The 17,424-nt window shown below is 59.4% G+C and carries 14 protein-coding genes and 3 pseudogenes; 6 read left to right on the forward strand and 11 right to left on the reverse strand.

Features of this window, described 5'->3' with window-relative positions; translation table 11 throughout:
• Window positions 1-113 precede the first annotated feature (113 nt).
• Window positions 114-683 (forward strand): YceI family protein, encoded by a 570-nt coding sequence (locus QRN31_RS11150; RefSeq protein WP_285432028.1) that lies wholly within the window; start codon window positions 114-116, stop codon window positions 681-683.
• A 43-nt stretch (window positions 684-726) separates the two neighbouring features.
• Here QRN31_RS11150 and QRN31_RS11155 read toward each other — a convergent pair whose 3' ends face one another.
• Window positions 727-1,158 (reverse strand): hypothetical protein, encoded by a 432-nt coding sequence (locus tag QRN31_RS11155; protein WP_285432029.1) that lies wholly within the window; start codon window positions 1,156-1,158, stop codon window positions 727-729.
• A 515-nt stretch (window positions 1,159-1,673) separates the two neighbouring features.
• On the opposite strand from QRN31_RS11155, the gene QRN31_RS11160 reads away from it, so the two are divergent.
• Window positions 1,674-2,801 carry a GGDEF domain-containing protein gene (locus QRN31_RS11160; RefSeq protein WP_285432030.1) on the forward strand — a complete coding sequence of 376 codons (1,128 nt, stop codon included), beginning with the start codon at window positions 1,674-1,676 and terminating at the stop codon, window positions 2,799-2,801.
• 50 nt (window positions 2,802-2,851) lie between these two features.
• On the opposite strand, the pseudogene QRN31_RS11165 reads toward QRN31_RS11160, so the two are convergent.
• Together QRN31_RS11165 and QRN31_RS11170 are read right to left on the reverse strand one after the other, a co-directional pair.
• A pseudogene (locus QRN31_RS11165) lies at window positions 2,852-5,738 on the reverse strand (multicopper oxidase domain-containing protein); the annotation flags it as partial.
• A 285-nt stretch (window positions 5,739-6,023) separates the two neighbouring features.
• Window positions 6,024-6,464 carry a hotdog fold domain-containing protein gene (locus QRN31_RS11170; RefSeq protein WP_222587391.1) on the reverse strand — a complete coding sequence of 147 codons (441 nt, stop codon included), beginning with the start codon at window positions 6,462-6,464 and terminating at the stop codon, window positions 6,024-6,026.
• A gap of 164 nt (window positions 6,465-6,628) precedes the next feature.
• Here QRN31_RS11170 and QRN31_RS11175 point away from each other — a divergent pair, with 164 nt between their 5' ends.
• From QRN31_RS11175 to QRN31_RS11190, 4 genes are all read left to right on the forward strand, one after another.
• Window positions 6,629-7,264, forward strand: a complete 636-nt coding sequence (locus QRN31_RS11175) for a TetR/AcrR family transcriptional regulator (RefSeq protein WP_285432031.1) — start codon at window positions 6,629-6,631, stop codon at window positions 7,262-7,264.
• 25 nt (window positions 7,265-7,289) lie between these two features.
• Complete coding sequence (locus QRN31_RS11180) at window positions 7,290-8,000, forward strand: GNAT family N-acetyltransferase (protein WP_285432032.1); 711 nt, start codon at window positions 7,290-7,292, stop codon at window positions 7,998-8,000.
• A gap of 318 nt (window positions 8,001-8,318) precedes the next feature.
• Window positions 8,319-9,965 (forward strand): malate dehydrogenase (quinone), encoded by a 1,647-nt coding sequence (mqo, locus tag QRN31_RS11185; protein WP_285432033.1) that lies wholly within the window; start codon window positions 8,319-8,321, stop codon window positions 9,963-9,965.
• Between the two features lie 235 nt (window positions 9,966-10,200).
• A complete protein-coding gene (locus QRN31_RS11190) occupies window positions 10,201-10,911 on the forward strand; it encodes a hypothetical protein (protein ID WP_285432096.1) in 711 nt (236 codons plus the stop codon).
• A 33-nt stretch (window positions 10,912-10,944) separates the two neighbouring features.
• On the opposite strand, the pseudogene QRN31_RS11195 reads toward QRN31_RS11190, so the two are convergent.
• The 8 genes and pseudogenes from QRN31_RS11195 to QRN31_RS11230 form a co-directional block, all read right to left on the reverse strand.
• Window positions 10,945-11,124: pseudogene (locus QRN31_RS11195) on the reverse strand (helix-turn-helix domain-containing protein); the annotation flags it as partial.
• A gap of 213 nt (window positions 11,125-11,337) precedes the next feature.
• Complete coding sequence (locus QRN31_RS11200) at window positions 11,338-12,756, reverse strand: sensor histidine kinase (RefSeq protein WP_285432034.1); 1,419 nt, start codon at window positions 12,754-12,756, stop codon at window positions 11,338-11,340.
• Complete coding sequence (locus tag QRN31_RS11205) at window positions 12,753-13,415, reverse strand: response regulator (protein WP_285432035.1); 663 nt, start codon at window positions 13,413-13,415, stop codon at window positions 12,753-12,755. Before QRN31_RS11205 ends, QRN31_RS11200 begins: the two co-directional genes overlap by 4 nt.
• Before the next feature lie 11 nt (window positions 13,416-13,426).
• A pseudogene (locus QRN31_RS11210) lies at window positions 13,427-13,705 on the reverse strand (tetratricopeptide repeat protein); the annotation flags it as partial.
• An 8-nt stretch (window positions 13,706-13,713) separates the two neighbouring features.
• Entirely contained in the window at window positions 13,714-14,523 is an 810-nt protein-coding gene (locus QRN31_RS11215; protein WP_285432036.1) for an SDR family oxidoreductase, read from the reverse strand.
• Window positions 14,510-15,184 carry an iron-containing redox enzyme family protein gene (locus QRN31_RS11220; protein WP_285432037.1) on the reverse strand — a complete coding sequence of 225 codons (675 nt, stop codon included), beginning with the start codon at window positions 15,182-15,184 and terminating at the stop codon, window positions 14,510-14,512. The genes QRN31_RS11215 and QRN31_RS11220 overlap by 14 nt, the downstream gene beginning before the upstream one ends.
• Entirely contained in the window at window positions 15,181-16,662 is a 1,482-nt protein-coding gene (locus QRN31_RS11225) for an AMP-binding protein (protein WP_285432038.1), read from the reverse strand. The genes QRN31_RS11220 and QRN31_RS11225 overlap by 4 nt, the downstream gene beginning before the upstream one ends.
• Window positions 16,652-17,329, reverse strand: a complete 678-nt coding sequence (locus QRN31_RS11230) for a thermostable hemolysin (protein ID WP_285432039.1) — start codon at window positions 17,327-17,329, stop codon at window positions 16,652-16,654. The genes QRN31_RS11225 and QRN31_RS11230 overlap by 11 nt, the downstream gene beginning before the upstream one ends.
• Between the last annotated feature and the right edge of the window lie 95 nt (window positions 17,330-17,424).

Raw genomic sequence — 17,424 nt, forward strand, 5'->3', positions numbered from 1 at the left:
GGCTCACGTTGCCGACCGGTGGTCAGCATCTGGAGGCCGGGTGGCATAAACCGCAGTTCTTTGCTTTAGTCCACCTATCGTTGGCCGGTGGGTGCCACGACCGGAGCGTCCCCATGAAGCATCGATTCGCGCAGTTCGCCCTATTGGCTGCAGCGCTCACCTTCGGCGTCTTGCCTTGTGCCGAAGCGGTGCAGTACTCGCAAGTCAATGAGACAGCCAGCAAAATCTCGTTTACCTACAACCAGTTCAGCTCGCAGGTGTATGGCACCTTTGGCTCTTTCAAGGCCGCGCTCGATTTCGACACGGCGAACCCGGCCGCGGCCCATGCCGCACTGACCATCGAGCTCGACAGCATCGATGCCGGTAGCGAGGACGCCAACACCGAACTGAAAAAGCCTGCCTGGTTTGATACGCAGAAGTATCCGCTGGCGGAGTTTCAATCGATCAGCGTGAAAACCCTGGGGACTCGTCACTACTCAATCACCGGAAAATTGACGCTGCGGGGTATCACGCGTGTGGTGCAGGTGCCCGTTGAGTTGAGGACCCAAAAAGGTATCGGCATCTTTGATGGTCGGTTGGTGCTCAAGCGCAGCGACTTCAAGATCGGAGAGGGGGAGTGGGCCGATACTGTCGTTTCCGACGACATCAATATCCGCTTCCGGATGGTTGCACCGCAGCAGTGAATCAGCGGATCCAGGGGGGACAGGAAAAAACTGATCGAGCCGGCTAGAGACAGGCCTCGGCTACGGCTTTCTCGGCGCGTTCAACTTCCTGTTTGATGTCCGCGGGGATGCGTTGTTTTTTGGGCGTCTGCTCGAGAAATTGCTGACTTCGCTGGTTTTTCAGCTCCGCGTCGGTTGCAGCGTCCTGCGCTTGCAACTCGGCTGAGTGTGCGTCTATGACGGCTTCGATCTCTGCGTCATTTGTCGCCGTGTCCAGGGCGCTGACCAATTTGCCGACTTGCGCCTTCTCGGCTTCAGCGTAAGCGTCGACAGACAGCCCGGCCGCCATCGCCCGCGTTCGAATACCCAGGGTTTCCATGTGCTGCTGCGCCGCCTTGCACACGGCATCACGGCGTACGCTCTCGGCTGCTCTCCATTGCATGAAACCATGGGTTGTCGCACTCATCACGGCCAGGGTGATGACGATACCAATCAATTGGCCTCTCACATCCAGCAACCTCGACAGTCAAGGGGGTCATTGTCGTGAGCGAAAGTCCCCGTCGTTGATACGCAACACCTTAAGTGAGGCATCGGGCGTCGTGGGGGAAACAGCCGCAAATATTTTTCAAGACTAGACAGTCTTGAAGTGACGTCAAAAAACAACGATGTCCTCGCAACCCGAAATGGGTTGCAAGGCAAAAGTCTCACCTCTACAAGGTATTGCACCTTTGTTCGCAATACCATCGAGAAATCCGCATCGTTGCGGACCTATAGCCCCTCTGTCGCATTGTCGGTTTCTGGCGTTCACCGATAGCACTTTTCTCAGCGCGGGCGTGGGGGACGCACTTGTGTGCTATTACTTTTTTGGCGAATCGCTTTATGCCTTCAAGTGAGGTGTGGCGCATCACCATAAGTGGACAAGCCTGCGCCGAGTGTTATTCGTTTGTTTACCTGTATGGCAGGATGCCACAATCGCTTTTTTTGTCGCAGTATCATGATCAGGCGGATCAAATGGGTGGCCCAGGACTTCGGCACGAACAGGATACTTCCATCGCAGCGCAGGTGCGCAGCGACCGGTTGCACCAGTTGTTCCACCAATCAGTGACGGCGGTTCTCGGCAGTTACCTCGCCGCGATCATGCTGTGCGGGCTGTGCTGGCAACGCTTTGACCACGACGTCATTTTCTGGTGGATGGGCTTTTTGACGGGCTCGTCGTTGCTGCGCATCTCGATGTTCATCTCCTGGTTTCGCTGCCCTGACAGTGAACGCACCCCGCAACGCTGGGAGCGTACGTACTGGATCACGCTGATGTTGTCCGCCGGCATATGGGGCGCGGGCGCTCTGGCGGTCATGCCGGCGAATGACTTGTTGGCCCAGGCGCTGGTCATGCTTTTTGCCGTCGGCATGTCGGTCAGTGCAGTGTCGTGCTACTCGGCCCATCGCTACATGACACTCTCGGCCATTGGCCTGGTCTTGTTGCCCTGCACCTTCTGGTTGCTGTTTCAACCCTCAGCGATGCAAATCGGAATGGCGTTGGCGGTTTTGGTGTTTACCTCATTCGTGGCCAGCGCCACCCGCAAATTGTCCGAAGCCCTGGCAACAGCCTTTCAATTAACCCGTGAGATGGAACACGCTCATCACATTTCCACGCATGCGGCCCAGACCGACGAACTGACTGGTCTGAAAAACCGCCGGGCTTTTTTCGAGCACGCACAACAATTGTTCTACGACTGCAAAGACAAGAGCCTGCCTTTGTGCGCCGTGATGCTGGACATGGATCACTTCAAACATATCAATGACACCTACGGGCATCAGGTCGGAGATCAGGTGTTGCGGCAAATGGGCGTGGTCATCCATCGCTCTTTTCGCGAAACAGATGTCTACGGCCGGTTGGGTGGCGAGGAGTTTGCGATCCTGCTGCCGGACACCTCGATTGAGGTCGCACTGACGATCGCCGAGCAACTGATCCACTCCATCAGCGGCTTGATGACCGGCCCGGTTCACCGTATCTCCGCCAGCCTCGGCGTTGCCGCAATGGAGGCCAGCGACAATGACCTGCAAAGTTTGCTGAACAATGCCGATAAAGCGCTATACCGGGCCAAGGCCCGGGGGCGTAATCAGGTGGCGGTGTCGGAGTAGGGCTCCTTAATGCGCCGCGATCGGCACCGTCAGCGTTTGCCGAGCGCCGAATTGACGGTGATGTTCGGGCTTGGTGTCGGGCCATTGCCGGTTGCGGCACCGTCAGGGTTGGCCAGCGGATTTTTTGTTGTCCCCCTGATTGTTGTCATTTTTTATGCCGGTGCGGAAGGTGGGCAGTGCGACGGAGTTGACATAGGTGACGCCATCCCAACCCGGCAGTGGCGTTGGCATCAACTGGAACTGGCCCGGATGCTCGACATCCCAACGCAACAGCATCGAGGAGTCCTCGTGCTGGGTGTTGTGGCAGTGTTCCATGTAGGTCCCGGCGAACTCGCGAAAGTGGATCGCTATATCGACATCCACCGAGGTGTCGATGCCTTCGCCGATGGTATAGATGTCCTTGCGTGCGCCTTTTTCCCATTCCGGCGGTGCCTTGCCATCACGGCTGAGGATGACCGCTTCCTCGAAGTGCACGTGCACCGGGTGGCTCCAGCCGTTGCCGCCATTCTTGATCTTCCAGACTTCGAGCGTGCCGTCTCCGGAGAACCCGGCATCGGTGGGGCCGGTTGCCAGTTGCGGCGTGGCCGAGATCCGGCGAGGGTCCATGTTATAACCCGCACCGCCGTCGGTCTTGACGGTCCAGGGCGCTTCGTCGGTGCCGTCGGACCGGCCGAAAATGAACTCGCGATGCCGCGCCACCTTGAGCTTGGCCTGGTCGCCTGGATTGTCACGATCGATGGTCAGAGGAATCATGACTTTACCCGCCGGCTTGCCCGGTTTGGCTGGCTCGTAGTCGGCCGGGTTCATGCTCACGTCCTGTCCGGCATACGGCTGCACCAGCAGTTGCAGGAACTTGCCCACGGTCGGGTCGCCCTTGTCCCACTGCGGGCCCTTGCTGGTCTGCTTGATTACGGCTTTGTACTTTTCGGACAACACATCGGCCAGGGACAGTTCGGTTTTCTCCGGTCCCTTGCCGGTCTTGTGTTCCATCAAGTTGACGAAGTACAGCTTGTCGCCGGGTTTGATGCCGTTTTTCGCAAAATTGATGATGATGTCGAAGCGTTCAGCGATGGCTTGCGTTGGCAGGATTGCGTTGTGGTCTTGCCGGTCACCATCACCGTCCAGGTCCATGCTGCCGTCGAACGGCACGGCGTGTTCCATGAGATTGCCGTCATTGGCGATCATGTGGAACGGCACTCGGTTGTAGGACACACCTGACCCTGCTGGCCCCGGAAACTCGCCGCCATTGCCGCTGATTTCACGTACCACGGCAATCTTGAAGAAGCGCGATACCGAGCCGTTGAGAATGCGGAACCGATAGCTGCGCGCCCGGACTTTCAGGCGGGGTTGATACTGCCAGTTGACCAGGATCTGGTCGCCGAGGAAGCCGTCGGTGTTGAACGGGTTGAACCACAATTGGCCGTTCTGATCCCAGGCCTTGTCGGCGACAACCAGGTTTACATCGTAGTCTCGATTGCCCCAAGGTAGCGCCGAACCGCTGGGCAGGCGCAGGTTGACGCCATCCTCGAAGGCCTCGTTGCCGCGATCAAGAGCGCTGTAGTAATTCATCATCACCGCGTTGCCCTTGTAGACATTCTGCGCGGTGAAATCGAGCATGTGGTCGTGGAACCAGTGGGTGCTCATGGTTTCGCGCCAGTCGCCACGGATCTTGATGCTGCCGTTTTCGCAGGTCTTCAGGCCCGGGTGGGTATCGTTGACGAAGAGCTTTTCGCCCGGCGAGCAGGGGAACGCGGCGCGCGGATCCTGCGCCGTGGTGTTGATGGTGTCGTAACCGGCCAGTTGCAGCGGCCAGCGATAGTCGTAGTACTGCCCCGGAAAGAAGAACGCGTTGGCATAGCCGTCGCTTTCGGCGGGGGAGTGGCCGTTGTGTTCGTGGGTGCTGATGGTGTGCAGGCCAAAACCGGCGTTGGCCGCGGGGTCAATCGGCAGGGCGTTGTAATGGCGCATCAGGACGGGTTGACCGTAACGCACCATCAACAGCTTCGGCGGAAAGGTGCCGTCGAAAGTCCAAAGTGACTTGTGATTCTGCAGCGGAAAATTGGGGTGAAAGCGCGTGTCGATGCCTTTTGTCGTGCCGGTCGTGGTCGGGATGTCCGAGGTCTGGTAGTAGAGCCCGCCTGGCCCGAATTCACCGACGGCGTAATTGTGCAATTGCCTGCGGTCGCGCATGCCAAGGTTGACCCGCGCACCCACTTGAACGGTTTTGTAAGCGACTTGCGGGAAGAACTCGTTCCAGCGCTGATGCGACCAGCCTTTTCCCGGTGGCCGTCCTTCGGCTGGCGAGCCCACGGGCTGACGGTTCAGGAACAATTCGATTTGCGCCTTCCACGGGTTGCGATCCAGCACGTTGGAAAATTGCGATGGAAACGGGAACAGTCCGGGCTGGCGCATGAAGGCATCCAGTGCGGCACTGGAAGGGGCGCTGCGGGCGACGCTGTTCGGGTCCTGCGTCGGCGCCGGGCCAACTGTGGGAACGGGAAAGGTCAACGGCGGTGCTGGCAATGTCGGGTCAAGTTTTTCTGTGCCGAATTCCTCAAACAACAGCAATTGCTGGCTGAACGGCTGCGCCCCGAACAAGGGGCTGGGTTTGCCATTGGTGGGGAAGTTGAACGAGGTCTGCAAATCCGGCGGCAGAACGTTGTCGGCCCGCGGCGTGTCGCGGTTGCCGAACGCTCCGTTGGGCAGGGCGATGGCCCCTTGATTGGCCGGCGGCAGGAGTTTCAGCGCCTCGAGCGCAGCGGCTGGGTCGGCCGCAGGATTGGTGAAGGCTGAGGGATCCGTCGGCGGCGGAGGCCCAAAATCATCGAGCGGTGCCGCATTGATGGTGGTCAGGCTGAACGTCATCAGCATCACGGAGGTGATGCCTGACGCCAGTAAAAAGCCGGACGAGGTGTTCGCGGGAGCTGAGCTTTTCATGATGGGTCTCGTGGGGCATGCCGACATGACAGCACTTGCCTTGGGTCCTGAGCAAAAGTTGTGCCCATCATGGATCCATAAAAATAGGTATTAAAATCATTGCCTTGGAGGTGGTGTGTTCCAAGTCGTGACTGAGAGGGTTTCCCAATTAGGGTGATATCCCTCACTGTCGGGGGACGGCGAATTCCCAACAGCGAAGCACCGAGCTACAACGGGTGACGCCATTTTGTAGCCGCTGGCGCAGCCTGCGTCCGGCTGCGCCAGCGCCCGCAGATACGCGGGGCTTTACGAGAGTTTCACGTTCATGGTGATCCGCGCCGTGAACACCTTCTTGCCCTCGGCGTCATGAATGTCCACCGGCACGATTTTGTCGCCTTCGGTCTGCCAATCCACCGCTTCACCGTCGGCCACGGCCGTCACGTCGCTTTTGGCCTTGGCCAGGTATTCAACCGTCATGCCTTTTGGAATCCACCGCGCGCCAGCGGGAATGGACACGTCGGTCATCGTGCCGGCGGCCAGTTCGGCGGCGTTGCACATCGCAATCGCGTGAACCGTGCCCAAATGGTTGGTGATTTCGCGGCTGAAGGGCACTTGCACGGTGGCATGGCCGGGGCGCAGCGCCGAGATCAGTGGGTTGATGGTGGTGAAATAGGGCGCCATCTGGCAGGCCATCTTGCTGAATGCTTGTGGGCCTACGCTGTTAAACATGCTGAGAACCTGACTCATTTTGAAGCCTCACTGAAAGGTGGTTTTACAGAATGATGTTCCGTAACAGAATAATGTTCTGTTACGGAACAGTATTCTGTTGCGACGAAATCTGTCAACCTAGCGCGGCTTACTCGTGGGCAGTCGACTGCCTTGTCATGGATTTTCTTTGGCCTGTATTCAGCATGGAAACCGCAGATTTACTCGAGCGCTGCTACCCCGGCAGAAGAGCCGAACTCAAGCGCGACATCTTCAGAAAGGCCTTGGCCCTGTTCAACGAACAAGGCCTCGAAGCCACGACCATCGAAATGATTCGCGCCGAATGCGATACCAGCGTGGGCGCGATTTACCATCACTTCGGCAACAAGGAAGGCCTGGTGGCGGCGTTGTTTTTCACCGCGCTGGATGATCAGGCGCTGCTTCGCGACCGCTATCTTGCAGAGGCCTCGACGACCGAGGAGGGCGTGCACGCGTTGGTGCACAGCTATGTCGATTGGGTGGACAGCCAGCCCGAGTGGGCGCGCTTCCAGTACCACGCCCGATTCGCCGTCACCAAAGGACCGTTCAAGGAAGAGCTGGCGAGTCGCAACAAGACGCGCAACCAAAAGCTTGGGCAGTGGCTGGCAGAGCCCGGTCGACGCGATGAATTGAAGGCCTTTCCGGCCGAATTGCTGCCGTCGCTGATCATCGGCCAGGCGGACAGTTACTGCCGGGCATGGTTGTCGGGCCGGGTGACGGCCAGTCCGAAGGCCTACAGGGAGTTGCTGGCGGAAGCGGCGTGGCGATCAATCTGTGACAATAGCCACGCCGATGCCCAGTAAGTCTTTTCCCGGAGTCAGAATTCCAATGCCGCACCTCACCCACTTCAAGGTCCCGTGCCCGGAGCACATCAACAGCCAGATCCTGCAGATGGTCGTCGACAACCTGACCGACATCAGCATGGTCGGCATCACGCCGAGCAACCCGCTGTACAACGTGTACCAATACGCGGTGGGCTACGAAGTGCACCTGTACCTGGAAGCCCTCGGCGGCGGTAAAGGTATTGCGGTCGAGTTGATCGTCGCCACCGACGAAGACGACCCCGAGAAGGTCATCGGCTTTTTGCTGTACCTGCCGGTCAAGGACGATCCCGACGCGTGCGGCGTGGCCTACATGGCCGTCGACGCCGGCCACCGTCGCCGTGGTGTGGCGCGTGCCATGCTGCGCCAAATGATCGACCGCTACCCGCACGCCGAACTGACCTGCACCGTAGCCAAGGTGCCGTGGTTTGAGTCGATGGGCTTTCAGGTGCTCGGCGTGCGTGGCACGCAGGTGCTGATGAATACCCGCGACCACAGCAGTGAAGGCTTGATGGGACTGTTGGATGTCACATTTATCTACAGTTCTCTAGAGGTCCGGCAGATACATCATTACTTGCTGCAAAAACATGGAAAGCGCGCGATGGTCGATGCTGAAAAGCAGCGTGACCGGCATCTGGACCAAATGACTCACAACGCCAAGGTGTTTGTGCTGAATCGTTTAGGCCCGAACGCGGCAAACGAACCGCGTCTGGACTAGACCATCAAGTCCTTTCGAGAGCGCGCGGTCATCGAGCCGTGATATTCTGCGCGCCAACTTGTTTTGACCTATTCAGTTTGCCCGTCCTTGAGACGTGCCGACAGGATCAATGTCGCTCAAGTAGCTGAAGCCAATAATGATAAAAAGTCAGTTCAGTAGGGACATATAACTGAGGTCGATGGAGTCACGTCGGCCTTGTGTGCCCACCCTCCAATCCTTATACGCGAGCACTCCACGACATCCTGCCTGTATGCCGTGAAACAAGGGTTTCGTTGTGAGGATGGAAGGGCGGATGGCGTTTTATCATAGGTGCTACAGATGTTTAAGAAAATGAACACAGCCCTGCTGGGGCTGGCTTTGTCGATGGGGATCACGTCCGTTCACGCGGAAGAGGCAAAGAAAGTCGATGTGTTGCTGATCGGCGGCGGCATCATGAGTGCCACCTTGGGTGTCTGGCTCAATGAGCTGGAACCTGACCTGTCGATGGAAATGGTCGAGCGCCTCGACGGCGTCGCCCAGGAAAGCTCCAACGGCTGGAACAACGCCGGTACCGGTCACTCCGCCCTGGCCGAGTTGAACTACACCCCGGAAGACGAGAACGGCAAAGTCCAGATCCCGAAAGCCGTTGAAATCAACGAAGCGTTCCAGATCTCCCGTCAATTCTGGGCCTGGCAGGTTCAGCAAGGCGTGCTGAAAAACCCGCGTTCGTTCATCAATTCCACGCCACACATGAGCTTTGTGTGGGGCGATGACAACATCAAGTTCCTGAAGAAGCGCTACGAAGCCCTGCAAGCGAGCCCGCTGTTCGCCGGCATGCAATATTCCGAAGACCCGGCGGTGATCAAGAAGTGGGTTCCGCTGATGATGGAAGGGCGCGACCCGAACCAGAAAATCGCGGCCACCTGGACCCCGATCGGCACCGACGTGAACTTTGGTGAAATCACCCGCCAGTTCGTCGCGCACCTGCAAACCACCCCCAAGTTCGACTTGAAACTGTCTAGCGAAGTGCAAGACATCACCAAGAACGACGACGGCACCTGGCGCGTCAGCTACAAAAACCTGAAAGACGGCAGCAAAACCGAAACCGACGCCAAGTTCGTCTTCATCGGCGCGGGCGGCGGTGCACTGCACCTGCTGCAGAAGTCCGGCATTCCTGAAGCCAAGGAATACGCAGGCTTCCCGGTTGGCGGCTCGTTCCTGGTCACCGAAAACCCGACCATCGCCGAGCAACACCTGGCCAAGGCCTACGGCAAAGCCTCCGTTGGCGCACCGCCAATGTCGGTTCCGCACCTGGACACCCGTGTCCTGGACGGCAAGCGCGTTATCCTGTTTGGCCCATTCGCGACCTTCAGCACCAAGTTCCTGAAGGAAGGCTCGTACCTGGACCTGCTGACCACCACGACCACGCACAACGTGTGGCCAATGACCAAAGTCGGCATCAAGGAATACCCGCTGGTGGAGTACCTCGCCGGCCAACTGATGCTGTCTGACGAAGACCGCATGAACGCCCTGAAAGAATACTTCCCGAACGCTAAAGCCGAAGACTGGCGCCTGTGGCAAGCCGGCCAACGCGTGCAGATCATCAAGCGTGATGAAGCTGCCGGTGGCGTGCTGAAGCTGGGCACCGAGATCGTTGCTTCGCAAGACGGCACCATCGCCGGCCTGCTGGGCGCATCGCCAGGCGCATCGACCGCCGCGCCGATCATGCTGACCGTGCTGCAGAAAGTGTTCAAGGACAAGGTCGCAACGCCTGCCTGGCAGGAAAAACTGCACCAGATCGTGCCGAGCTATGGCACTCAACTGAACGGCAGCCCTGAGAAGGTCGCAGAGGAGTGGGCTTACACCGCCAAGGTGCTGCAACTGACTCCGCCGCCGGCGATTGGCCAGGTGGCGGCTCCGGTTGCTGCTCCGGCTGAAGCGCCAAAGGCCCCAAAGGCTAATGCTGCAAGCGATATGGCTTTGTAAGTAGAAGTCAGTCAAAAGCCCACTGAACCGGTGACGGTCAGTGGGCTTTTTTTTGGGTGATTGGTTTGCAGTAACGCCAATGTTTGATTTTGCTCAAGTCTTCTGCCCAAGGGAAATGCAGACTAAAACGATAGCCGCGCAGCCTCGCACGTTGATCGCGCCATGCAGTACTGAGCTACCGGCCGATCCGTATCGGGTGACCGGATGAAGTCTCGATATTTTGGGAGCTGCTGTCATGAAGTCGATGCCTTTACAGATACTCCTGCTCGCTCTTTCGGCCTGTGTGTTGCCACTTGCCGTGAACAGTGCGGAATCCGAGGTTACCGCCATTGATATCCTCCTGGAACCGGACGCCACGATGCTCCAGCACGCGCAAGCGGTGAACGACCGCCTGCTGAAAGTATTTCCGAAAGGCTTTGCGCTCGATGCCACGCACCGTCCCCACATCACGTTGGTACAGCGTTTTGTTCCTACCGAGAATCTCGACAAAGTGTATGCCGCCGTCGACAAAGTCTTCGCCAGCAACGATGTGACCCGCCTCAAGCTGGAAGCTGTGAAGTACTACTACATACCGGACAAGGACCTCGGCCTGTCGGGCATTGTCATCCAGCCGACTCCAGAATTGATCAAGCTGGAAACGCAAGTGATTGAGGCTGTGACTCCATTCACGGTCAACACCGGTACTTCCGCGGCGTTCGTCACTGGCGACGTTCCTGAAGTTCTACCGGCCTTGATCACCTATGTTTCGGACTTTGTGCCGAAGTCGTCCGGCGACAATTTCCATCCGCACGTCACGACCGGTCTTGCCCCCAAAGAGTACCTGGACAAGATGGCCGCCGAGCCGTTTGAGCCGTTTACGTTCTCGCCGGCAGGTGCGGCGGTTTACCATTTGGGGCACTTCGGCACAGCTGCGGTAAAACTCCACCAGTTCGATCTGAAGCCTTGAGCGAATACCCAGGGAGCTCATCATTGGCCGGCACCGTGACAGCTCCTTTAGCCCATCAACGCCATGTGCCTCGTAGCGTGCAAGCCATTTGTCCAGCGTAGGCCGACTGAGCCCGTAGTGACGGGCCAGTTCGCCTTTGGAGTAGCTGCCTTGCAGCCAGTCGCCTATGAGTTTGATTCGTTGATCCATCGGGGACTCTCGATTCCAGGACATGGTCAGGCACCTCCTGACCGTATTTCACACCTGTAAAGGATGTCTCCGGTTTAAAACGTAAAGGATGTCCCCGGTTTCTACTCGGGCAAGCCCGCTCCCACTGGGAGTGGTGTCGTTCTTGAGTGTTGGGACGGCACAAGCTCCTGTGGGAGCGGGCTTGCCCGCGAAGGCGGCGGCACAGATGAAATGCTGTAAATCTCGCCTGGTAATCCCTCAAGCCGTGGGCGGCAGCTCGCGTGTGGAGCGCTGCAAAGGGTTGTGGGACTCGCCATCTGGAATCGACAGCGTCGCGCACAATCCGCCTTCCGGTCGGTTGACCAGGGTGATGCGTCCGCCCAGCCGGGTGGCGATGGTGTTGACGATGGTCAGACCCAGTCCGGCGCCGTGAGCATTACCGCGACTGTAGAACCGTTCGAACAATCGCCCGCGATCCGCTTCGTCGATGCCCGGGCCTTGATCCTCGACGCTTAGCATATAGAAACCGTCCGCCTGGCTTAACTGCACGGTAATGACGCCGTGTTCGGGGGAAAAGTTGGCGGCGTTGCTGATCAGGTTGTTCAGGGCGATGTCGATGGCGGAGGCGTCCGCTACCACTTTAAAGGGGCGGTCGGTGACGTCAAAGGCCAGCTCAAGGTTCTTGCTCAGCAGCCAGGGAGTGAGCTGGGCCAGGCTGTCGCGCACGGTTTCGGCCAGGTCAATACTGGTTAACACTGGTGCCAGGGCTTTGGGCTCCAGGCGCGCCATGGTCAGTAACTGATTGACCAGGCGGCTGGTGCGGTCGACGCCGGCCATCAGAAATTGCAAAGACTCACGGCGCTCCTGTTCGGTGCCGGCCTCCAGCAGGTTTTGTGCATGCACGCGCAACACGGCCAGAGGCGTGCGCATTTCGTGGGCGGCATCGGCGATGAAGCGTCGTTCGCGGCCCAGCACTTCCTGAATCTGCGCGAGCATGCGGTTGAGCGCCGCTTGCATTGGCTCCAGCTCACTGGGCAACGGGTTCAGTTGCAACGGCTCCAGCGAACCGCTGTGACGCGCGCGCAGGGTCGCTGCCATGTTTTCCAGCGGCTTGAGGCCCCAGCCGATGGCCATCCAGATCATCGCCGCCAGGATCAGGCTGCCCAGTACATTGGGCCAGAGGGTATGACTCACGATCCGGTCCACCAGGTCCGCACGCACATCGTCCAGTTCGCCGACCCAGATCCTCAAGTCATTTTGTTTATCCAGCAGCAGGAACGCGCGCCAGTGGCGATTGTTAAGGTCGACCACGTCACTGAATCCGGGGGTTGCCGGCGGCGAGCTGAAGGAGGGCGCGCTCGCCGTGTGCACCAGCACTTCGCCGTTGTGGCTCCAGACCTGAAAGGCCAGTTTGGATTCATAGGGATGGCCGTCGACCCTGGGTTCCGCTTCGCCCAGCGCCTTGTTGAACGCCTGGTACAGATCGGCGTGTTGCTTGCCGGCCATCGGCATGCGCATCACGCCCTGCAATAGCCGGGCGTTCTGGGCCAGTTGGGCATCGTAGACTTCGGCGATCTCGTGATTGCTGTCGTGCAGGTTGAACAAGCTGATCACGGCCACCCCCACCAGCATCAGGCCAATGATCAGCGTGAGCGTGCGGCGGCGGATCGACGTCATCGACGCTCCTCCACCAAATAACCGACACCGCGAATGGTGCGGATCAGGTCGGTGGAGAATTTTTTGCGCAAGTGATGGATGTGCACTTCCAGGGTGTTGCTTTCAGCTTCCTCGTTCCAGCCATACAGCAATTGCATGAGGTGATCGCGGGTTATGACCCGGCCTGGTGGCGAGAGCAATTCGTGCAGCAGTTGGTATTCCTTGGGGGTCAGCGCCACCGGTTCGCCCTGGTAGCTGACTTGCTGGGTGCCGGGGTTCAGGCTGATGCCGGCGTGTTCGATCAACAGCTGGGCGCGACCGGCACTGCGGCGCAGCAAGGCCCGCAGGCGCGCTTTCAGTTCGGCGAGGTCGAAGGGCTTGATCAGGTAATCGTCAGCCCCGGCATCCAGCCCGGCAATGCGGTCTTCGGTCGCGTCCCGAGCGGTGAGGATCAGCACCGGCAGGTTGGAACCGCTGTCTCGCAAGCGCCGCAACACTTCAAGCCCGTCCATGCGCGGCAGGCCGAGATCGAGCACCGCCAGGTCAAAGTTTTCGCTGAGCAATGAATGCAGGGCGCTCGCGCCGTCCTGCAGCCAATCGACGGTGTAGCCCTCTCGGCCCAGGGCTTGATGGATGCCTTCGCCCAAGGCCACGTCGTCCTCGATCAGTAATAAGCGCACACGAACTCCTGTCAGTCGAGTTTCTTGTTGATGTCCATCAGCAACGCTGCGATCTCTTTGCGCCGCCCCGCATCGGCGGTTTCCCGGCCTGGCCTTGGTTCGGCCTGCAATGCTTTTTGCAGCGAGGTCCGAGCTTCGGCGTAACGTTTTTGACGGTAAAGGTGATCGCCCCAGAAGTACAGACTATCGATGCCGGTCGGGTTGAGTTGCAAGGCCTGCTTGAGTAACTGTTCGGCCTTGTCCGAGTCGCCGAAACCGATGGGCTAGCTCGGTACACGGTCATACAACGCGAATTTTTTCATGGTTCGAGATTCTCGTTATCGGGCTTGTGACTCAGGCGTCGAATCAGTGGCAACTGCTTGCGCAAGCCTCGATCTACCAGATGCGGCAGCAGGCTGTTGAGGCGTACGAAAAAGCGTTCCGGCCAGCCCAGGTACAAGTCGCGGCGGTCACCGGCGATCGAATGAATCACGGCGGATGCGACGGTTTGCGGGTCATCGACGTTGGCCTTGAGCGCATCATTCAGAGCCTGCGCCGCCGGGCTGTTCATGCTTGTGCGGGTGGCGCGCGGGGCGACATAGAGCACGCTGACCCGGGTGTCCGCCAGTTCCCGGCGCAGGGCTTCTGAAAACCCGCGCAAGGCAAATTTGGTGGCGCAATAACTGGCGTAACCGGGGTAGCCGATCGAGCCGTAAGTCGAGCCGACGTTTACTACCATCGCGCTGTCGGCTTGCTTGAGCAGCGGCAGCAAGATTTTGGTCAGGCAAATGGGCGCGCCAATGTTCACCGCAAGCATGGCGTGGATGTCGCTGTCCTCCAATTGTTCGAGCATGGCGAAGTGGTTGACCCCGGCGGCGTTGATCAGCAGGTTGATCCCGCCGATGGCTTCGGCCGCGCTCAGCACCTTGCGCCGGTCGGACAACACGGTCAGGTCCGCGCCGATCCAGCACAAGTGCTGCGGATAACGTTCAATCAAGGGCGTCAGCGGTTCCTTGTGCCGAGCCACCGCCAATACCCGGGCGCCGCTGGCGCACAGCGCGGTGGCGATTGCCAGGCCGATGCCGCCACTGGCGCCGGTCAATACCACGCGAGCTTCAGACAGACGCATGCAGATTCTCCCCGTTACGCGGCAAGCCACGGAACATATCGGTGTAGAGCGTGTACACCACTTTGGAGGCGTGAATCACGGCGGCCTGGTCGGCCGGGTCTTCGAGCGTGTTCATCAATCGGCGATAGGTCTGCATGTGTTCAATGTCCAGAGCGCCATGGGAGCTGAGGTAGCTGAAGGCGCTTTCGGGCAAGTCCAGCCGTTCGCGAATGCTGCCCGCCGCGTGGGTGGCCAGGGCGATGCTGGTGCCTTCCAGCACGTTGACCATGCCGAACAGGCCGACCGGGTTGTCACGGGCGATCAAGTCGTAGAGATAGCTGACCATCAATTCGATTGGCAGGCTCGGCTGGCCATCGCGTACGGCGTTGCGGTCTCCACCGCAGGCTTCGATATCGTCGAGCACCCACTGTTCGTGGCCGTATTCATCCTCGATGTATTCGCACACCGCTTTGCGCAGCCATTCCAGGCGCGTTGGCAGACGCGCCCCGCAAGCCATCATCAACGGCACGGTGTGGCGCACGTGGTAATAGGCTTGCGTCAGAAAGGCCCGGTAGCTTTCCAGGCTGACCCTGCCTTCAAGGGCGTCGAGAATGATCGGCAGGTTGAACAACGTGTGGCGTTCCTGGTGCGTGGCTTCTTGCAACGTGTCGAAAAAACTCATGATGCGGATACCTCGGGAAATACCGATTCAGACAGTTGCGCCCGGTAACGCTCGACGATGGCGTCACGGCGCGGACGGCCATTGGCGGTGAGCAGGCCATTGGCGGGGGTAAAAGGTTGATCCAGACGGGTCCAGTGATGGACCTGGGCGTAATCGGGCAAGGCCTCGTTGGCCTGGGCCACGGCGGCGGCCAATTCTTCGTCGGTGCAGTCCGGGCTGTGAGGCCAGAGCAGCACATGGTTGTGCGGCATGGCTTCGCCGTAGACGAAGGCCTGGGCGATATGGCGGCGCTGGGTCAATTCGGCCTCAACCCATTCCGGGTTGACGTTGCGTCCGAAACTGGTGACGAATTGATGCTTCTTGCGACCCTTGAGGTAGAGGAAACCTTCGGGATCGAACTCGCCGAGATCCCCCGTCGGCCACCATTCATCGGTGTGCGGCGCTTCGCCCAGATAGCCGAGCAGGGTGGAACCCTTGACCAGCACTTCGCCGTCCTCTGCCAAACGAATCTCGAGGTGGGGCAGGGGCCGACCGACACTGCCCGGACGGCGTGCCTCGGGTCGATTGAGGCACACCACCGAGGCGCACTCTGACAATCCGTAGCCTTCGTAAACCGGCACGCCGATCCGTTGTGCGCGATGCAGCAATTCTTCGCAAACCCGCGCGCCGCCGACGGCGGCAAAGCGCAACGCGCCGGGGTTGTAGGCTTTCTGTTCGGCGGCGCTGACCAGTAGTTGTAACAACTGCGGCACCAGGATCAGGCTCTCGGGCGCACGGGTCATCAGGCAGCCGAGCAACCGTGGAATATCAACACCGCTGGCTCCCTGAATCCCCAGGGTTTTCTGACTGGGCACGCTCAAGGTTGCACCGGCGTACAGCGCGGCGTAACAACCGAGGTTTTCCAACAGGATCGCCAGCGGCAACAGGGCCAGATGATGCTGTGGATCGGTGGGCGTGCTGGCTTGATACAGTTCGCGAGCGACGGTCAGAAGGCTTTCGGCGCTCAGGCAAACACCTTTTGGTGTGCCCGTGGTGCCGGAGGTGAACGTCAGTTTGGCTGTGCTTTTGGGCATCCGGTCCGGGCCGCTGGACGAGCGGCGCCAGAACGCCCCGGCTTTCTCGTAGCCGCACGCTAGAAGTTCGGCGTCGAGTTCCGGCTCGGCAATCACCAGCTCGGCCTGGCTCTGTTCCAGGCAATGGCTACGTTGCGCCGGGCTGAAAAACGGCGGCAACGTCAGGCACGTCAGGCCTTCAAACAACACAGCCAGGTCCCAGAGCATGGCTTCGACGCCATTCTCCAGCGCCAACGCCACCACCTTGACGTTTTCATCGCGCAGTCGCTCCTGGCGATACACCACGTCGGCGTACAGCTCGGAGTAATCCACTTTGAGCTGATCGCCCCACAAGGCGATGGTGTTGGGCTTGCGTGCGGCGTGGCTGCGCAGCATCTGTTTGAAACGCTCGGTTTCAGGCGACATGGCTGGAATCCTCGATGGACGTTGGCAGCCCCAGGCGATTGAACAGGCCGATGTTGCGTAAATGAATGAAGCCGGCGCGGATGTTGCCGACGTGCACCCAGGGTTTGCTCTCGTAGTAACTGCCCCAATGCTGGCGCTCATCCCCCAGCCGCTCGGGATCGGCCGCGCAGAGCGTCACGGGTTTCAAGCCCAGGCGATGAAAGCTGTTGACCAGGCCGACGTTGCCGGTGAACGCCACCCATTCCAGGCCGCCCATGGCCAGCAGATAAGTGATGGCGATGATGCTCATACGTGCGCTGCCGGTGTCGCTGGCGGCCAGGTTGCCGACTTCGACAATGCCGGCGCGTTCCACCGGACGGTCGGCGGCGGCACTGATCAGTGGCTCGATCGACTCGTCCAGATAACGCTCGAGAAACAAATCCCCAGCGTTCGCCAGACGCACACCGACCACCGCAGTGAGCGCGCCCGAAACATCGCTCATGCCAAACAGCTCGGGCATGAAATGGCGAATATCGGCGCCGTGGGCCTTGCGAAAACGATGCTGGATAAACGCTTCAAAGACAGGACGCTCGATGTCGTCCGGTAACGCCCTGGCCAGATTCATCGGTGGCGTTTCGGTGTTGCCGAAGTGCAGGGGCAGAGGAATATTCCATTCAGAATCAAGCATTGGAAGACGCCTCCCGGGTAGATTTTGGAGGAGTATTGGCGGTGTTTCTTAACGGAGTCTGAAGGTGATATTCGCGGTGTTATCGTCCCGATCTT

It is taken from the genome of Pseudomonas sp. fls2-241-R2A-110 (genome assembly GCF_030209165.1).
Lineage (GTDB): Bacteria > Pseudomonadota > Gammaproteobacteria > Pseudomonadales > Pseudomonadaceae > Aquipseudomonas.

Coding starts and splice junctions, on each gene's coding strand:
- QRN31_RS11180 (WP_285432032.1), top strand. CDS start 7,290: ATGCCGCACCTCACCCACTTCAAGGTCCCGTGCCCGGAGCACATCAAC.
- mqo (WP_285432033.1), top strand. CDS start 8,319: ATGTTTAAGAAAATGAACACAGCCCTGCTGGGGCTGGCTTTGTCGATG.
- QRN31_RS11230 (WP_285432039.1), bottom strand. CDS start 17,329: ATGCTTGATTCTGAATGGAATATTCCTCTGCCCCTGCACTTCGGCAAC.
- QRN31_RS11225 (WP_285432038.1), bottom strand. CDS start 16,662: ATGTCGCCTGAAACCGAGCGTTTCAAACAGATGCTGCGCAGCCACGCC.
- QRN31_RS11175 (WP_285432031.1), top strand. CDS start 6,629: ATGGAAACCGCAGATTTACTCGAGCGCTGCTACCCCGGCAGAAGAGCC.
- QRN31_RS11220 (WP_285432037.1), bottom strand. CDS start 15,184: ATGAGTTTTTTCGACACGTTGCAAGAAGCCACGCACCAGGAACGCCAC.
- QRN31_RS11215 (WP_285432036.1), bottom strand. CDS start 14,523: ATGCGTCTGTCTGAAGCTCGCGTGGTATTGACCGGCGCCAGTGGCGGC.
- QRN31_RS11160 (WP_285432030.1), top strand. CDS start 1,674: ATGGGTGGCCCAGGACTTCGGCACGAACAGGATACTTCCATCGCAGCG.
- QRN31_RS11190 (WP_285432096.1), top strand. CDS start 10,201: ATGAAGTCGATGCCTTTACAGATACTCCTGCTCGCTCTTTCGGCCTGT.
- QRN31_RS11200 (WP_285432034.1), bottom strand. CDS start 12,756: ATGACGTCGATCCGCCGCCGCACGCTCACGCTGATCATTGGCCTGATG.
- QRN31_RS11170 (WP_222587391.1), bottom strand. CDS start 6,464: ATGAGTCAGGTTCTCAGCATGTTTAACAGCGTAGGCCCACAAGCATTC.
- QRN31_RS11150 (WP_285432028.1), top strand. CDS start 114: ATGAAGCATCGATTCGCGCAGTTCGCCCTATTGGCTGCAGCGCTCACC.